This is a genomic window from Mycolicibacterium mageritense, assembly GCF_010727475.1.
Taxonomy (GTDB): domain Bacteria; phylum Actinomycetota; class Actinomycetes; order Mycobacteriales; family Mycobacteriaceae; genus Mycobacterium; species Mycobacterium mageritense.
In genome coordinates this window covers 6,030,596-6,047,717 of sequence record NZ_AP022567.1, presented here as the reverse complement: position 1 = coordinate 6,047,717, position 17,122 = coordinate 6,030,596, and the positions used below count along the sequence as shown (strand labels likewise).

General features: G+C 67.6%; 16 protein-coding genes. 4 read left to right on the top strand and 12 right to left on the bottom strand.

The genetic code is table 11. The annotated features are described in order from the left end of the window. Window positions 1-50: 50 nt before the first annotated feature. From G6N67_RS29190 to G6N67_RS29155, 8 genes are all read right to left on the bottom strand, one after another. Window positions 51-1,109: an NUDIX hydrolase gene (locus G6N67_RS29190; protein WP_036441114.1), complete on the bottom strand. Its 1,059-nt coding sequence runs from the start codon at window positions 1,107-1,109 to the stop codon at window positions 51-53. Further along, window positions 1,106-2,266, bottom strand: coding sequence for a glycosyltransferase family 4 protein (locus G6N67_RS29185; protein WP_036441112.1), 1,161 nt, complete (start codon window positions 2,264-2,266; stop codon window positions 1,106-1,108). The genes G6N67_RS29190 and G6N67_RS29185 overlap by 4 nt, the downstream gene beginning before the upstream one ends. Window positions 2,267-2,299: 33 nt before the next feature. Next, window positions 2,300-3,220 (bottom strand): phosphatidylinositol mannoside acyltransferase, encoded by a 921-nt coding sequence (locus G6N67_RS29180; RefSeq protein WP_036441109.1) that lies wholly within the window; start codon window positions 3,218-3,220, stop codon window positions 2,300-2,302. After that, window positions 3,217-3,870, bottom strand: a complete 654-nt coding sequence (gene pgsA, locus G6N67_RS29175) for a phosphatidylinositol phosphate synthase (protein WP_036441097.1) — start codon at window positions 3,868-3,870, stop codon at window positions 3,217-3,219. The genes G6N67_RS29180 and pgsA overlap by 4 nt, the downstream gene beginning before the upstream one ends. Beyond that, a complete protein-coding gene (locus tag G6N67_RS29170) occupies window positions 3,867-4,448 on the bottom strand; it encodes an ATP adenylyltransferase (RefSeq protein ID WP_036441094.1) in 582 nt (193 codons plus the stop codon). The genes pgsA and G6N67_RS29170 overlap by 4 nt, the downstream gene beginning before the upstream one ends. Further along, on the bottom strand, window positions 4,445-6,505 hold the full coding sequence (gene thrS / locus G6N67_RS29165; RefSeq protein ID WP_036441092.1) for a threonine--tRNA ligase: 2,061 nt from the start codon (window positions 6,503-6,505) through the stop codon (window positions 4,445-4,447). The genes G6N67_RS29170 and thrS overlap by 4 nt, the downstream gene beginning before the upstream one ends. 74 nt (window positions 6,506-6,579) lie before the next feature. Then, a complete protein-coding gene (locus G6N67_RS29160) occupies window positions 6,580-6,999 on the bottom strand; it encodes a TIGR02611 family protein (RefSeq protein WP_036441089.1) in 420 nt (139 codons plus the stop codon). Continuing rightward, the gene (locus G6N67_RS29155; RefSeq protein WP_036441086.1) at window positions 6,996-7,616 is read right to left on the bottom strand and encodes a PaaI family thioesterase; all 621 of its coding nucleotides are present in this window, start codon (window positions 7,614-7,616) and stop codon (window positions 6,996-6,998) included. Before G6N67_RS29155 ends, G6N67_RS29160 begins: the two co-directional genes overlap by 4 nt. Before the next feature lie 59 nt (window positions 7,617-7,675). On the opposite strand from G6N67_RS29155, the gene G6N67_RS29150 reads away from it, so the two are divergent. Then, on the top strand, window positions 7,676-8,185 hold the full coding sequence (locus G6N67_RS29150) for a DUF1990 domain-containing protein (RefSeq protein WP_036441083.1): 510 nt from the start codon (window positions 7,676-7,678) through the stop codon (window positions 8,183-8,185). A 67-nt stretch (window positions 8,186-8,252) separates the two neighbouring features. Continuing rightward, window positions 8,253-10,739, top strand: a complete 2,487-nt coding sequence (locus G6N67_RS29145) for a glycogen/starch/alpha-glucan phosphorylase (protein WP_163642331.1) — start codon at window positions 8,253-8,255, stop codon at window positions 10,737-10,739. A 1-nt stretch (window position 10,740) separates the two neighbouring features. Here the strand turns inward: G6N67_RS29145 and G6N67_RS29140 are convergent, their stop codons facing one another. The 4 genes from G6N67_RS29140 to G6N67_RS29125 form a co-directional block, all read right to left on the bottom strand. Then, a complete protein-coding gene (locus G6N67_RS29140; RefSeq protein ID WP_230023265.1) occupies window positions 10,741-11,892 on the bottom strand; it encodes an aldose epimerase family protein in 1,152 nt (383 codons plus the stop codon). Window positions 11,893-12,079: 187 nt separating this feature from the next. After that, a complete protein-coding gene (locus G6N67_RS29135; protein ID WP_036441079.1) occupies window positions 12,080-12,880 on the bottom strand; it encodes an SDR family NAD(P)-dependent oxidoreductase in 801 nt (266 codons plus the stop codon). Window positions 12,881-12,902: 22 nt separating this feature from the next. Further along, complete coding sequence (locus G6N67_RS29130; RefSeq protein ID WP_081812850.1) at window positions 12,903-14,177, bottom strand: NtaA/DmoA family FMN-dependent monooxygenase; 1,275 nt, start codon at window positions 14,175-14,177, stop codon at window positions 12,903-12,905. A gap of 29 nt (window positions 14,178-14,206) precedes the next feature. After that, window positions 14,207-15,154, bottom strand: coding sequence for an LLM class oxidoreductase (locus G6N67_RS29125; RefSeq protein WP_036441074.1), 948 nt, complete (start codon window positions 15,152-15,154; stop codon window positions 14,207-14,209). A 162-nt stretch (window positions 15,155-15,316) separates the two neighbouring features. On the opposite strand from G6N67_RS29125, the gene G6N67_RS29120 reads away from it, so the two are divergent. Beyond that, complete coding sequence (locus tag G6N67_RS29120; RefSeq protein ID WP_229480556.1) at window positions 15,317-16,273, top strand: ABC transporter permease; 957 nt, start codon at window positions 15,317-15,319, stop codon at window positions 16,271-16,273. Beyond that, a complete protein-coding gene (locus G6N67_RS29115) occupies window positions 16,270-17,121 on the top strand; it encodes an ABC transporter permease (RefSeq protein WP_051579239.1) in 852 nt (283 codons plus the stop codon). The genes G6N67_RS29120 and G6N67_RS29115 overlap by 4 nt, the downstream gene beginning before the upstream one ends. The last annotated feature ends 1 nt before the right edge of the window (window position 17,122 follow it).

Below are 17,122 nucleotides of genomic sequence, written 5' to 3'. Positions count from 1 at the left end.
ATTGCTACTGATTCAGTCTAATGGGCCCGGCAAATCCATTGAATCCGCATTCAGCGGATGGCTTGCGGTTCTCGGTGCACCGGTTCCTGCGCGTCGACCAGGTCTGTGGCTGTCTCCAGCAGATCGCCCAGCTGCAGCGGATACACGGTTTCTCCGCCGGCGACCAGCTCGCCGATCATTGTCGCATCGCACCAACGGTGCCCATGGATGTAGTGCCGCTCCAGTGCGGTGCGACCCGTGGTGGCGGGTTCGAACCGGCTGGTGCGATGAATGAAGAAGAACTCCTCGCTGCGGATCACCGAAGCATTGAAGTCGATGACGGCGTCCCGGCGCCAGACCGGGCCGACCAAATCTTGCGGATCGATCCGCAGCCCGGTCTCTTCGAACAGCTCGCGCGCCGCCGCGGCGGGCAGGTCTTCGCCGTCCTGGACCGCGCCGCCGACGGTGAACCACCACCGCGGCGCGGGTCGGCCCGCGGCCTCGACGGCCGGATCACTACCGCACAGCAGCAAAACCGCGCCCGACTCGTCGAGCAGCACAACCCGCGCCGAGATCCGGCGGCTCACCGGGCTGCGCTCGGCACCGCTCGCCGCGGCCGACGCCGGCGACTCGGCACGCTCGGCGATCTCGAAGTACGTTGGCAGCGCTGCGGTTCCACCGAGCCGCAAGGTGCGCACCGCGGGACGTTCACGCAACGCCAGGGTGTCGCGGACGGCGTCGTTGTGGAACCGGCGCGCCAACAGCACCCTGGCCTCGGCGTCGGCGAGCTCGGCCACCAGAGCCACCGGCAACGACCCGGGGTCGACCGCGGCCAGCGCCGCGGACAGATCGTTCTCGGCGGCCTCGCGCGCGGACCGCGGAGCCCGCTCGGCCGCGTCGGCCAGCGCGGCCAACCGCTTGGCCTGGGGCCCGACGCCGTACGCGTCGACCGCGACCGCGCGGGCCACCACCGCCCGGCGTGCCAGCGCACCGTCGAGCGCCTGCCACGACAGGTCGTACCGGACGTGGAGGCGGTCCAGCCGGTTGGCGGTCTGGAAAGCCCACATCCCGAGCAGTAGCAGCGCGACGACCAGCAGGATCAGCAGGCCGATCACGATCTCACCGGTCATTCACAACCCCCGGTCGCTGCGCTTTTGCCCGCCGAACCACCCACCCGCACCTTCGTGCCCGACCCCGCGACCGTCTCGTACACCCGCATGATCTCGCCCGCGACCACCGACCAGTCGAAACGCCACACGTACTCGTCAGCCGCCGCGACGTAACGCGCCCGCAGCGCATCGTCGGCCAGCAGGTCGATGAGACCGTCGGCGAGTGCCTCGGCGTCGTCGACCGGCACCAGCCGGCCGACCCTGCCGTTGTCGAGCACACGCCGGAACGCGTCCAGGTCGCTCGCGACCACCGCGGTGCCGGCCGCCATCGCCTCGACCAGCACGATGCCGAAGCTCTCCCCACCGAGGTTCGGCGCGCAGTACACGTCGGCGCTGCGCATCGCGGCAGCCTTGGTGGCATCGTCGACCTGACCGAGGAACCGCAGATGGCCGGCCAGTTCGCCGGCCTGCTCCCGCAGCTCGTCCTCGTCGCCGCGGCCCACGATGAGAACCTCGATGTCGCCGAACCGCTCGACGAGCTTCGGCAACGCCCCCAGCAGCACGGTCATCCCCTTGCGCGATTCGTCGAAGCGGCCAAGGAACAGCACCGACCGACCGGGCCGCGGATAGCCTTCCAACAGCGGGGCCTGCGCGAACGACGCCACGTCCACTCCGTTGGGGATCTCCACGGCGTCGGAGCCGAGCGCTTCCATCTGCCAGCGCCGCGCCAGGTCGGACACCGCGATCCGGCCCACGATCTTCTCGTGCATCGGCCGCAGGATTCCCTGGAACACCGACAGCGTCAACGACTTGGTGGTCGAGGTGTGGAAGGTCGCCACGATCGGGCCCTCGGCGATGTTGAGCGCGAGCATCGACAGGCTCGGGGCGTTGGGCTCGTGCAGGTGCAGCACGTCGAAGTCTCCCTTGACGAGCCACTGCTTGACCATGCGATGGGTGGCCGGGCCGAAGCGCAGGCGCGCGACCGAGCCGTTGTACGGGATCGGCACCGCCTTGCCCCCGGACACCACGTAGTCGGGCAGTTTGACATGTGGCGACGACGGTGCCAGCACGCTGACCTCGTGTCCGGCGTCGTGCATCACCTCGGCCAGTTGCAGCACGTGGGCCTGCACGCCGCCGGGCACGTCGAACGAGTACGGGCACACCATCCCGATGCGCATGTCAGGTCCGTCGCTTCTTCGCGCGAGCGCTCATCAGGGGCCCAGTCGGGCGCGGCGTTCGTCGGACAGATCGGCAAGCCATTGCGGCTGCAGCATGTGCCAGTCGGCCGGATGGGCCGCGATGTTCGCGGCGAACCGATCCGCCAACAGCTGGGTGATCACCCGAACGTCACCCGACGACGTGTCGAGCGCATCGAAGACCTCGACCACGCAGTCGTCACCGTCGTAGTGGACGTGCACCGGATGCAGCGGCGCGCCGGTCTCGATGGCCAGCTTCGCGGACCCCGCGGGCATGCGGGTGGGCTCACCGAAGAAGTCGACCTCGACGCCGTTGCGGGTCAGATCCCGCTCGGCCATGAGGCACACGAACTTGTTGTCCCGCAGCCGCTCGGAGAGCAATTCGAACGGCGGCCGCTCGCCGCCCGAGAGCGGAAAGACCTCGAAACCGAGGCTTTCCCGGTATTCGATGAACCGGCGGAACAGCGACTCGGGCTTGAGCCGTTCGGCGACCGTCGCAAAGGTGCCGAATTCCTGCGCCAGCCACACGCCTGCCATATCCCAGTTTCCACTGTGCGGGAGCGCGAGCACACCGCCCCGGCCGGCCTGGTGGGCCGCGTGCAGCTTGTCCGCGCCGACGAACACCTCGTCGAGGCGGCGCGCGACGGCGGGCAGGTCCATCGACGGCAACCGGAACGCCTCGCGCCAGTACCGGGCATAGGACTCCAGCGAGGCCCGCATGAGGCTGCCCGGTACCTCGGCAGGCGCGACGCCGAGCACGCGGGCCAGATTCTTGCGAAGTTGCTCGGGGCCGCCGTTGACCGACGCGTACCAGGCGCCCGCGTCGAACACGTTGCGCGCCAAGAATTCCGGCATCGCCCGCACCAGACGCCAACCGGTCGCATACCCGAGGTCGGTCGCATGCGCGCTGAACGGAATGCGGTCGAGGATCGTCACGGCTCGCTGGACTCCGATTTCTCCAGTGGGTCCATCGCGCCAGGCGAGACCCGGACCGAATGCAACCGCTGGGCCACGGTGACCACGCTGGCCACCGCGAGCACCCACGCCGCAACGTGCAGCAACCACGGCACGTGCAGGAACGGCACCCCGGAAAGGCCCGCACCCACCAGCACGATCACCAGTCGCTCCGGGCGTTCGATGATGCCGCCGTCACCGCGCAGCCCGCTGGCCTCTGCGCGGGCCTTGATGTACGAGATGACCTGTGACGTGACCAGGCAGATCAGCAGCGCGACCGCGAGCGTCGCGCTGTGCATGCCGAACACGGCCCACCACAGCAACCCGGCGAACACCGCACCGTCGGCGATCCGGTCGCACGTCGCGTCGAGCACGGCGCCGAACCGGGTGCCACCGCCGCGTTCCCTGGCCATCGCCCCGTCGAGCATGTCCGCGAGAACGAACATCCAGACCGCGAAAGCGCCCCACCACAGCTGCCCGACCGGGAACAGCGTGAGCGCCGAGACCACGGTGCCCGCTGTGCCGACGATGGTGACGATGTCGGGCGTCAGTCCGGCCCGCAACGCCGCCTTGGCCACGGGCCGGGACAACTTCACGTAGGCGGCCCGGCTCATCAGGAACAGGTTGCTCATGGGGCCTCGCTGCGCTCGCTCTGCCGTGCCCACTCGGTGGCCAAAAGCTCGCGGGTCTCCCGGAGCAGCTGCGGAATCACCTTGGCGCCACCGATGATCGTGATGAAGTTCGCGTCACCGCCCCACCGTGGCACCACGTGCATGTGCAGATGCTCGGCCAGCGAGCCGCCCGCCGACGTGCCGAGGTTCAGGCCGACGTTGAAACCGTGCGGCCGCGACACCGCCTTGATGACGCGAATCGCCTGCTGTGTGAACGACATCAGCTCGGCGCTCTCAGCCGCGGTGAGATCCTCCAGCTCGGACACCCGCCGGTACGGCACCACCATGAGATGCCCGGGGTTGTACGGGTACAGGTTGAGTACCGCGTAGACCTGATTGCCGCGCGCGACCATCAGACCGTCCTCGTCGGACATCTCCGGGATGTCGGTGAACGGTTCGGACGACCCCGCCGAGCCGCCCTTGAACACGGGCGTCTCGGCGATGTAGCTCATCCGGTGTGGCGTCCACAACCGCTGCAGGTGGTCGGGCTCGCCCACACCGTGGTCGACGATGGTCCGGTCGTCGGCAGAGTCGGTCACTTCCCGGCGCCCACCTTCACCAGTTCGGCAGTGGGGGCAGCGTTGTCGCGGCGCGCGATCCAATCCACGATGGCCGCGACGGCTTCGTCACGGGGCACCCCGTTGATCTGCGTGCGGTCACCGAACCGGAAGCTCACCGCGCCCGCGTCAACATCCTTGTCCCCCGCCAGCAGCATGAACGGCACCTTCTGGTTGGTGTGGTTGACGATCTTCTTCGCCATCCGGTCGTCGCTGGTGTCGACCTCGACCCGAACGCCGTGCGACTTCAGTTGGGCGGCAACCTCTTCCAGATACGGGATGTGCGCGTCGGCCACCGGGATGCCCGCCACCTGCACCGGCGCAAGCCAGGCCGGGAACGCGCCCGCGTAATGCTCGGTGAGCACCCCGAAGAACCGCTCGATCGACCCGAACAGCGCTCGGTGGATCAGCACCGGGCGCTGGCGGCTGCCGTCGGCGGCGGTGTACTCGAGCTCGAACCGGTCGGGCATGTTGAAGTCCAGCTGGATGGTGGACATCTGCCAGCTGCGGCCCAGCGCGTCCTTGACCTGCACCGAGATCTTCGGCCCGTAGAACGCCGCGCCGCCCGGATCGGGCACCAGGTCCAGGCCCGAGGCCTCGGCGACCTCGCGCAGCGTGTCGGTGGCCTCCTCCCAGATCTCGTCGGAGCCGACGTACTTCTCCGGATCCTTGGTGGACAGCTCCAGGTAGTAGTCGTCCAGCCCGTAGTCGGACAGCAGGTCCAGCACGAACTGCAGCAGCGACGTCAGCTCGCCGCGCATCTGCTCGCGCGTGGTGTAGATGTGCGCGTCGTCCTGCGTCATGCCGCGCACCCGGGTGAGCCCGTGCACCACGCCGGACTTCTCGTAGCGGTACACCGAGCCGAATTCGAAGAGCCGCAACGGCAATTCGCGATACGACCGGCCCCGCGACCGGAAGATCAGGTGGTGCATGGGGCAATTCATGGGCTTGAGGTAGTAGTCCTGCCCGGGCTTGCGCACCTCGCCGTCGGCGTCGTACTCGGCGTCGATGTGCATGGGCGGGAACATGCCGTCGGCGTACCACTCCAGGTGGCCCGACGTGATGTACAGGTTTTCCTTGGTGATGTGTGGGGTGTTGACGAACTCGTAGCCCGCCTCGAGGTGCTTGCGCCGCGAATAGTCCTCGAGTTCGCGGCGCACCACACCGCCCTTGGGGTGGAACACCGGCAAGCCCGAACCCAATTCGTCGGGGAAGCTGAACAGGTCGAGCTCGACGCCCAGCTTGCGGTGGTCGCGACGCTGCGCCTCCTCGATGAGCTCGAGATGGCGGTCCAGCGCCTCCTGCGACTCCCAGGCCGTGCCGTAGATGCGCTGCAGGCTCGCGTTGTTCTGGTTGCCGCGCCAGTACGCGGCCGAGCTGCGCGTCAGCTTGAACGCCGGAATGTACTTGGTGGTCGGGATGTGCGGACCACGGCACAGGTCACCCCAGATGCGCTCCTTGGTGCGCGCGTTGAGGTTGTCGTAGGCGGTCAGCTCGTCACCGCCCACCTCCATGACCTCGGGATCGTCGGCGCCGGACTTGTCGTCGACCAGCTCGAGCTTGTACGGCTCGTTGGCGAGCTCTTCGCGGGCCTCGTCCTTCGAGGCGTAGACCCGGCGCGAGAACAGCTGCCCGTCTTTGACGATCTGCTTCATGCGCTTCTCGAGCTTTTCGAGATCCTCGGGCGTGAACGGCTCGGTGACGTCGAAGTCGTAGTAGAAGCCGTCGGTGATCGGCGGCCCGATGCCGAGCTTGGCCTGCGGGAAGAGCTCCTGCACGGCCTGGGCCAGCACATGGGCGGCCGAGTGCCGGATGACGCTGCGGCCGTCCTCGGTGTCGGCGGCCACCGGGGTCACCTCAGCGTCGACCTCGGGTGCCCAGGACAGATCCCGCAACCGGCCGTCGGCGTCGCGCACCACCACGATGGCGCCGGGCTCACCGCGGCCCGGCAGTCCCGCCTCCCGGACGGCGGCGCCGGCGGTGGTCCCGGCCGCGACCCGGATCGGGGCGACGGGGACGGAGCTAACGGCGGCGCTCATCGAGGAATCTCCTACGGTGCGGGGGTGAACACGATCGCGACCATGCTATCTGTGGCCGCCATCGGTGTTATTGCTCAGGACCCCAGGCCGATGGGGCTGTCCAACCAGGGCTGCTCCAGGCCCACCAGGTCGGCGCTCCAACCGACCGCTCCGAGCAACCACAGCGTCGCCACCACGACAGCGCCGGTGAACGCCGCGCTGAGGCCTTTCACCGCGATGTGCTGCCGGTCGAACCAGGCCATGACCTTGTCGTACCTCGTCCGGATGTAGCGCAGGGCGTGCTTGGCGAATTCGAATTCGCTGGCCAGGATGGCCAGACCGAGGAACACGATGGCCCAGCCGGGCCCCGGGTACGGGATCGTCACGATGCCGACCAACAGGATGACCGTGCCGACGCCGCCGACGACGGCGCGGTACACCAGATTCGCGAACGGCCGTTCCCGGAGCCCGTCGCGCCACCGGGCCCAGCCGCGCTTGGCGGCGGAGAGGTTCACGGCTGCCCCGGCTTGAGCCGGACGAACAGTGCCTCGCCCTCGGTGAGCACGTCGTCCCCGTCGCACAGGCGCCCGGTGACGAAGATCTTGCGCCCCTCTATGCGGTCTATCCCGGCTTCCACCTGTAGTTCCTTCTCGATCAATGCGATCTTGCGGTAGTCGACGTGCAGATAGCCCGTCCGCTGGTACGGGCTGCCGGTCAGTTTCGCCGCAGTGAAGCCCAGCAACGAATCGAACAGCAAGGCCAACGCGCCGCCGTGCACCGCACCATTGCGACCGAGGTGGAAGCGCCGGAAGATCGCTGTCCCGGCAATCCGGCCCGCGGCCGTCACTTCCAGGTGTACCGGCACCGCGAGGACGTTGCCACGGTTGGGCAGGTCCATGCGCCGACCCGACGGCGAATTCCACTCGTCGGCGTCGTACGGCGCCAGCAGCGCAGAGACCTTCTCGATCAGGTCGGCGGCCTCGGAGATCACGTCGTCAGGTGCATCGGCTGCCCTCGCGTGGTCCTGCAGCGCACGCACCGCCTCGACGAACCGGCCGTAGTCGGGCCCACCGCGATCGGTGGGAACCGGCGGGTTGAACCCGCCGCCGGGATGCTTGCTGTCCGTGGCCACCCGGCAACGGTATTACCCGAGTCCCTTGAACTCTAAGCCGGCGATGACAGGCTGGCAGGGTGAAACTCGACGATCTCGCGGGGCTGCCGTTGACCTATCCGGACGTGGGGGCAACTGCCGGACAGCTTCCGGACGGTTATCACCACACCCGCGTCACCGCGATCATCGGCAGCGGCCGGGACCGGTTCGAGCGCGCGGGCGACGCCGTCATGCGGTGGGGTATGCAGCGCGGCGCGGGTCTGCGGATTCAGGCCACGACGGAAACGGCCGCGGTCGGCACGGATCTGCTGGCCCGGCTCGGACCGATCTGGGTGCCGTGCCGGGTGGTGTACGTGCTCGGCGAGTCCGACGCGGAATCCGACCGTCGCGGCTTCGCGTACGGCACGCTGCCCGGTCATCCGGAATCGGGCGAAGAGTTGTTCTCGGTCCGTTACGACCCGGCAACAGACGCGGTGCACGCCGAGGTGGTCGCGTTCTCCCGGCCCGCGACGTGGTGGAGCCGGCTGGGCGGACCGGCGACCCGACTCGTGCAACGCGTCGTGACCGGCAGATATCTGAGGGCGATATAGCCGTCGTTCACCTGTCTGACGCCAATCTCCCGCCAAGCGTGCACGCAACCCTGTCATGCTTCGCGTCATGACCGATGTCGCCCCGGCCGCCGCCAGCCCCGCCCCCGCCCACGAACACAGCCGCACGGGACTGTCCGCCGACGCGCTGCGCCGGGGCATCGTGGACCATCTGCGCTACTCGATCGGGCGCCCCGCGGCGGCGTTGCGGCCCGAGCACTACTACCGGGCCCTCGCCCTTGCGGTGCGCGACCGGATGCAGAACAACCGCGTGGCGTCCACGCAGACGTCCCTGGACCTGGGCCGCAAGGTCACGTGCTACCTGTCCGCCGAATTCCTGATGGGGCCGCAGCTGGGCGCCAATCTGCTGAACCTGCAGATCGAGTCGGCCGCCCGGGCCGCACTGGCCGAGTTGGGCCAGGATCTCGACCAGGTACTGGCCTGTGAAGAGGAACCGGGGCTGGGCAATGGCGGCCTCGGCAGGCTCGCCGCGTGCTACCTCGATTCGCTTGCGACGCTGGAGCGGCCCGCGATCGGCTACGGCATCCGATACGAATTCGGCATCTTCGACCAGGAGATCCATGACGGCTGGCAGGTCGAGAAGACCGACAACTGGCTCGACAACGGAAACCCCTGGGAGATCGCCAAACCCGATGTGAGCTATCTGGTCAACTGGGGCGGCTACGCCGAGCACTACACCGATGACGCCGGCCACGACCGGGTCCGGTGGGTTCCAGGCCGGGTGCTCAAAGGCGTCGCCTACGACACCCCGATCCAGGGCTACGGCGTGAAGACGTGCAACGTGCTGACGCTGTGGAGCGCCCGGGCCGTCAAGTCGTTCGCGTTGGACGCGTTCAACACCGGCGACTACTACAAGGCCGTCGAGGACGAGGTCAACTCCGAGACAGTGACCAAGGTGCTCTACCCCAACGACGAGCCCGAGGTCGGCAAGCGCCTGCGCCTGCTCCAGCAGTACTTCTTCGTGTCGTGCTCGCTGCAGCATGTGCTGCACATCATGGATGACCTGGCCGACGTGTCCGTGCATGAGCTGCCCGAGCGGTTCGCGTTGCAGCTCAACGACACTCACCCGTCCATCGGAGTGGCCGAGCTGATGCGGTTGCTGGTCGACGAGCGCCAACTGGGCTGGGACGAAGCCTGGGACATCACCGTGGCGACGTTCGGGTACACCAACCACACCCTGCTCCCGGAGGCGTTGGAGACCTGGCCGCTGGCGATGTTCGGCGAATCCTTGCCGCGGCATCTGGAGATCATCTACGAGATCAACCGACGTTTCCTCGACGAGGTGGCCGAGAAATTCCCCGGCGACCCCGACCGGTTGCGGCGCATGTCGCTGATCGGCGAGGACAACGGCAAGAGCGTGCGGATGGCGCACCTGGCCACCGTCGGCAGCCATGCCGTCAACGGCGTCGCCGCGCTGCACTCCGAGCTGCTGAAATCCAGTGTGCTCAAGGACTTCTACGAGATGTGGCCGGAGCGCTTCTCCAACAAGACCAACGGTGTGACGCCGCGGCGGTTCCTGGCGCTGGCCAACCCGGGCTTGCGCGAACTGCTCGACGACACCATCGGCGAGGGCTGGCTGTCGGATCCGGTCAGGTTGCGCGGCCTGGAGTCGTTCGTCGACGATCCCGCGTTCGGGGACCGTTGGCGTGCGGTCAAGCGGGCCAACAAGGCCAGGCTCGCCGAGTACATCCTGGCTTCGGCAGGCGTGGACCTGAATCCCGACTGGCTCTTCGACATTCAGGTCAAGCGCATCCACGAGTACAAGCGCCAGCACCTCAACGTGCTGCACATCGCCACGTTGTACCACCGGCTCAAGCAGAATCCCGGCCTTGAGATCCCGCCGCGGGCCTTCATCTTCGGCGGGAAGGCCGCACCCGGCTATTTCCTGGCGAAGCGAATCATCAAGCTGATCAACGCCGTCGGCGAGACGGTGAACAACGATCCCGATGTCAACCGGTTCCTCAAGGTGGCGTTCGTGCCGAACTTCAACGTGCAGAACGCGCATCTGATCTACCCGGCTGCCGACCTGTCCGAGCAGATCTCGACCGCGGGCAAGGAAGCGTCGGGCACCGGCAACATGAAGTTCATGATGAACGGCGCACTGACCATCGGAACCCTCGACGGCGCCAATGTCGAGATGCGTACCGAGGCAGGCGCCGAGAACTTCTTCCTGTTCGGCCTGACCGTCGACGAGGTCGAGGAGATCAAGCGCGGCGGCTACCGCCCGTCTGATTACACCGACGCCGAACTCGCGACGGTGCTGGATCTCATTGCCTCGGGCGCCTTCTCACACGGTGACACCGAGGTGTTCCGTCCCCTGGCCGACAACCTGCGCCACGACGACCCGTTCCTGGTGCTGGCGGATTACCAGTCCTATGTCGCCTGCCAGGACCGGGTGAGCGTGGCGTGGCAGGACATCCCGGCGTGGACCCGGATGTCGATCCGGAACACCGCGCGCAGCGGCAAGTTCTCCTCCGACCGGGCGATCACCGAGTACTGCGACGACATCTGGGGTGTCGGCCCGGTCACCGTGTAAGTCACGACACGGCTACGCCGAAGGCGAAAACAGTTGTCGAATCGTAGCTTTGCCCCGGGTTGAGGGTCGTGGACGGGAAACTCGGCTGGTTCGGTGAGTCCGGGAAGTGCTGGGTTTCCATCGTGAACCCCGCACCTTGCCGGTAACTGTGGCCGCTCGTGCCGGTGAACGCCCCTTCGAGGAAGTTGGATGTGTAGACCTGCACGCCGGGTTCGGTGGTGGACACGGTCAGGGTACGACCGGTCTGTGGATCCTCGGCCTTGGCCGCCTGCACCAGGCCGGTTTCGTTGCCGCGGTTGATCACCCAGTTGTGGTCGTAACCGTGGGCGAGCAGCAGCTGCGGGTCGTTTGCGGTGATGCGGGCCCCGATCGGAGTCGGGGACGTGAAGTCGAACGGGGTGTCTTTCACGGGCGTGATCTGACCGGTCGGGATCTGGGTGGAATCGGTCGGCGTGTAGCTGTCGGCGTTGATGGTGAGCTTCTGGTCGTAGATGTTCAGCGCATCCTCGCCGGCCAGGTTGAAGTAGCTGTGGTTGGTCAGGTTGACGACGGTGGGTGCATCGGTGGTCGCGTGATAGTCGATGCGCAGCTGGTTTTCCCGATCCACGGTGTAGGTGACGGTCGTGGTCAGCGCTCCGGGATAGCCCATTTCACCTGCGGGGCTGACGTATTCGAGTTTGAGGCCGACGCTGTCGCTCGCGTTCGCGGGCGTTGCCCGCCATACCTTCGAGTCGAAGCCGGCCGTGCCGCCGTGCAGGCTGTTGCCGTTGTTGTTGACGGGTATCTGGTGTCTGGCACCATTGAGCGAGAAGGCGCCCTTGGCGATTCGATTGCCGTAGCGGCCGATGATCGCACCGAAGTAGGTCTTGGCGTCGCCGGTGTTGTTGAGATAGCCGTCCAGGTCCGGGAAGCCGAGCACTACGTTGCCGGCCGTCCCGTCGCGGTCGGGCACGTCGATCGACTGAATGATTCCGCCGTAGTTGAGGATTCGTACCCGCATGCCGCGCCCGTTGTCGAGCGTGTAGCGGGTCACCGGGGTTCCGCCCACCTGGCCGAACGCCTCGTCGGTGATCGACGGCGCCCCTACCGGCTCGTCGCCGGTGTCGGTTGCGCTACCGCACGCCGCCAGGCCCACTACACCGGCAATGGCCATGAGTCGAAGTAATCCTTTCTCGCGCATAGGGGCATTGTCCGCGCGCGACACCGCGAAGTCGGGCACATTTCGGCGAGCCGATCCGGCAGCGAACGCCACACGCTGCGACTGTGTCGCAGGTCACGTGCTGTTTCTCGGCGGCGTCAGCGACGCAGAATTCGCATCGGCAACACGCCGGTGGGAGCTCTCAGCGCACCACGACCGCACTGGGCTCGCGCGGTGCTCCGAGCATCTCGCGGTGCGAGGGCGGAACCCGGCCCTCCGCATCGGTGATGCCGTAGCGCGCCGCGAGCTCGGCACCGATCACCGTGTGCCCGGACAGCTCCGCGAGCTGTGGGTCGCGATAGAGCGCGTTGATCAGATGCCCGGTGAATTCCGGGGTTTCGGCGTGATCGGCGGTCTTGGCCAAGGCATCGGGTTGCCCAGCGAACGCGGCCCGCAGCTTGTCGGTCAACAGAATCCCCATCCAGATCGACACCGTGGCGACGCCGGTGCCGCGGAAATCGACCGCCATGTCGGCGGCCAGCTTGTCCACACCGGCCTTCTGGGCCCCGTACGCCGGGCCGTGCAGGTAGCACACCGAGCCGGGCGACGACGTGAACGCGATCAACCCCTTCCCGCCCGCCACCAGCAGCGGAGCGGCGTACCACGATGCGACGTACGCCGACCGCAAGCCGACGTCGAGCACATCGGCCAGCTCGATGGGCTTCTCCCAGAACGGCTTCGGGTTGACCAGGTCGTCGTGGATCGCGGCGGCGTTGTTGACCAGCAGATCGAGCCGACCGGCCTCGGTGCCGACCCGCTCGAACAGCGCCCCGACTGCCGCGTCGTCGGAATGGTCGAGTTGCACCGCGATGCCGCGCTCCCCCAGGTCGGTCACGGTGCGGCCGGTTCCGTAGACGCGCCAGCCGTCGGAGAGCAGGGCCGCGGCGATTCCGCGCCCCGCGCCACGGCTGGCTCCTGTGACGACGGCTACCGGGGTGTCCACGCTAACAAGGTACCCGCGGCTGTTACGCCAGGCGCCGGGGCACCAGGCTCAACGCACCGACCGGGTACGGCAGCCCCGTGAACCGCTCCCGCAGTGTCGATTCGGCGTACTGGGTGCGGAAAATCCCGCGTTCCTGCAGCAGCGGCACCACCTCGTCGACGAAGACCTCCAGGCCGTCGGGGAACACGTCGGGCATGAGGTTGAACCCGTCGGCCGCGCCGGCCAGGAACCAGTGTTCGATCGTGTCGGCCACGTCCACCGGTGACCCGACGATCACGCGGTGTCCGGCCCCGCTGAACTCGCGCACCGCCTGCCGCAGCGTGAGCCGTCCGGTTTCGATGAGCCTGACGATGGATTCCCGGAAGCCCAGCGATGCACCGAATTTCGCCGGATCGGCGACCTCGCCGAGCAGCCGCGCGGGCACCGGCGCGTCGAGCGGAAGCCCCGACAGATCCTCGCCGAGCACCTGCGACAACCGTTCCAGATCGTGGCCGGTCGGCAGCAGGGCGTTCTGCTCCTCGTAGCGCCGCTCGGCTTCGGCCCGGTCGCTGCCGATCGTGGTGATCAACCCGGGCAGGATCTTGACGTCGCCCCGGCGGCGGCCGTGGGCCACGGCGACATCCTTGACGTACCGGTAGTGGTCGATGCCCGCACCGAGATCGAGCTCGGCGCTGAAGACCGCGTCGGCGATGCGCCCGGCCAGCTCCCTACCCTGCGGTGACCCGCCCGCCTGCACCAGCAGCGGATAGCCCTGCGGCGACGGGCCCTGCGGCAGCGACCCGACGACCGTGAAGAACTCGCCGTGATGGTCGATGCCGCGCCCGCTGGCGTCGGCCGCGTCGCGCCACAGGGCCCGCACCACATCCACGAACTCGGCGGCGCGCCGGTAACGCGTCGAGCGGTCCGGGTAATCGGCCAGGCCGAAATTGCCACCCGCGGGCAGTGAATACGTCGTGACGACGTTCCAGGCCGACCGGCCACCCGAGAGCTCGTCGAGCGCCAGCATCCGGTGAGCCAGTTCGACCGGGTCGTTGAAGGTCGAGGACAGCGTCCCGATCAGGCCGAGGTGCTCAGTCTCGGCCGCGACCGACGCCAGGATGACGCTGGGTTCCAGCGCCTGCGAAGGCCGCAGCGCCGGATGCTCACGCAGGGCCGGGCCGTCGGCGAGGAACAGCGCGTCGAGCCTGCCCCGTTCGGCGATCCGCCCCATACGCGCGTAGTAGCCCGGATCGGTGAACGACGTGGGCGGTTCTGTGCTCCGTTGCCAGGAACCGGTATGGATGCCGACGTTGAGCACATTGACGTTGAGGATCAATTGACGCTCGGTCACAGTCGCCCTCCCGGGGTCGGGGCAGTATCGAAGACAACGGGGTGATCGGACAGGTCCGGGTAGGCCGGCACCGGCAGGCCCAGCCGGTCGCGCAGCGTTCCCGCGCCGGGGCTCGCCACGACCCCGAGGCGGCGCGCATCGGGCAGGACCTTCTCCAGCACGTCCTGCAGCGCAGAAGGTTTCAGCCGCAACACCACACCGGAGGCCGCGCCGGACCGGGCGATCCTGTCGAGTGCGGCACCGATTCCCTCGGCCGCACGCAGTCGCACCACCGCGGCACTGTCTGCCGGGATGGGATCGCCGTCCTCGACAATCACCAGGTCCGCGCCCGGTGCGGGTGTGCCCGGCGGCACCTGCTGCCACACCGGAAGATCGCCCTGCACCGAACCGGGCACGTTCAGCGGTCCCGAGATGGCGTAACCCTCATGCACGTCGGCTCGGCGGATGCGGGCCGTGTCGGCGAAGACCCCGGTGGTCAGGTCACCCACCACCGAATCGAGCGGCCACGTGCGCCACAGCGTCCGTACCGCGGTGATGGCGTGTGCGGTGTGCACCGGGTCGAGTTCAGCGCCGGTCCAGGTGTCGGTCGCGGCATTGAGCGCGATGCGATGATCGAAGTCGAGGGCGAGCCAGCCGACCCGGCCCTGTGCGGCGTGGTCGACCGATACCAGCCGGCGCGCCAGGTTGTAGGGGTGGTCTCGGTGCCCGGCCGCGGCCACGACCAGGCCCAGGGTGGAGCTGTGCCGGGCCGCGATCGTGGCGATGAGCGACGCATCGAGGCTTGTCGCGGGCTCCTCACCGGCCTCGCCCCGCTCGGCGCCGATCACCCAGTAGGCCACCCCCGCTCTTTCGAGCCGCCGGGCCAGATCTGCGATACCCCGTGCCGGAATCCCGGTGAGCCCGTCACCGATCACCTCCACCCCGACCGACAATGTGACAGCCATGAATTCGACGCTACGTCGACCGCCGGATCAGACAATTATTGCGATCAGCCGAAGTCCAAATGCCGGTGCCGGTAACGCTTAAGTACAAGTGAACTGTCGGCTTAAAGTTCCTAAAGGTGCGAATTCTCGTCGTCCGCCCGAGTGGGCAATAGCTTCGCAGTCGTGTTGAGTTTCACGCTGCGGCGTATCGCCCAGTCAGCGGTGGTGATCGTACTGGCCTACACCGCAGTATTTTTCGTGCTCAACGTACTGCCGGGCGATCCGATCGAGCAGCAGATCTCCAATCCCGAGAACCCCATCTCCGACCAGGACGCCCAGGTGTTGCGGGACTACTACCGCCTCAGCGACCCGGCAGTCGTGCAGTTCGGCGTCTCGGTACAGCGGCTGTTCACAGGCGATCTCGGATTCTCGCTCAACAGCGGCCAGTCGGTGTCGCGTCTGCTGGCCCACGCACTGCCCTCCACGCTGGCCCTTGCCGGCGTGGCGTTCGTCCTGGCCGCACTGCTGGGTTTCGCGATCGCGCTGGCCGCGGTGTTCGCACCGTGGCCGACTGTGCGGGAAGCCGCTCGGGCGCTGCCGCCGGCATTCCTGTCCATCCCGGTGTTCGTCACGGGTCTTGTTGCACTACAGCTTTTCTCGTTCCAGCTTGGCTGGGTGTCGGCAGTGCGTGACGAGGGTCTTCGATCGACTGTGCTGGCAGCGTTGCCGCTCGCACTGCCCGTTGCCGCACCGATCGCGCAAGTGTTGATCCAGGGGTTGAGCAACGCCGCCGGGCAACCCTACGTCGAGGTGTTACGCGCCAAAGGCCTTGGCGACCAGCGGATAATTTTCGGCCACCTCCTCAAGAACGGATCCATCCCCACCGTGACCATCGTCGCGATCACCGTCGGCGAACTGCTCGCCGGCTCCGTCATCACCGAAACCATCTTCAACCGCACCGGCATCGGCTATCTCACGGAGACCGCGGTGCGCAACCAGGACACCCCGATCATCCAGGCGGTCGTGATCACGGTCTCGGCCACCTTTGTGATCGTCAATCTCGCTGTGGATCTGCTCTATCCGCTGATCGACCCCCGGATCGAACGGTCGGCGCCCCGGGCCGCGGCGGTGAGCGCATGAGCACGACGGGCGTACTGCCGTCCTCGGTGCAGATCCCCCGGATCGGCCGGCTGCGCGGGATCAGCGCGTGGGATGCCGTGCCGCTGGCATTCCTGGTACTCGTCGCGGCGATGATCGCAGCGCCGGATGTGATCGCCCCCTACGATCCGCTGCAGGAGAATCCCGCGCTGCCGCTGGCGGGCCCGAGCCTCGCCCATCCGTTCGGCACCGACTACATCGGGCGTGACCTGCTGAGCCGGGTCGTTGCCGGCACAGCGGCCACCATCGCAGGGTCGTTCATCGCCGTGGTGATCGGTCTGGTCGTCGGCACCGCGCTGGGTCTGTTCGCCGCGTACTTCGGGCGCGCCACCGACAGCATCATCAGCCGGATCGTCGATGTGCTGCTGTCGATTCCCACCCTGCTGCTGTCCATCACGATCATCGTGGCGCTCGGCTTCGGCACGGTGAACGCGGCGATCGCGGTCGGCGTGTCGTCGATCGCGGTGTTCGCCCGGCTGGCCCGTTCCGAGGTACTGGCCACGCGCAACCTGCCGTTCGTCGAGGCCAGCGAGCATCTCGGGGCCGGTCACCTGACACTGCTGTTCCGCCATGTGCTGCCCAACTCCTACTCGGCGGTGTTGTCGTTGGCTGCCCTGCAGTTCGGCACCGCGATACTGGCCATCGCCTCGTTGAGCTTCCTGGGCTACGGGGCGCAACCTCCGGAGCCGGAGTGGGGATTGCTCATCTCGGAGGGGCGCAACTACATCAATTCCGCCCCGGGCTTGGTGTTCTTCCCGTCCGTCGCGATCGTGCTGACCGTGATGAGCCTGTCCCGCCTCGCCCAGATCATCAGAAAGAAGGTCGGCTGAC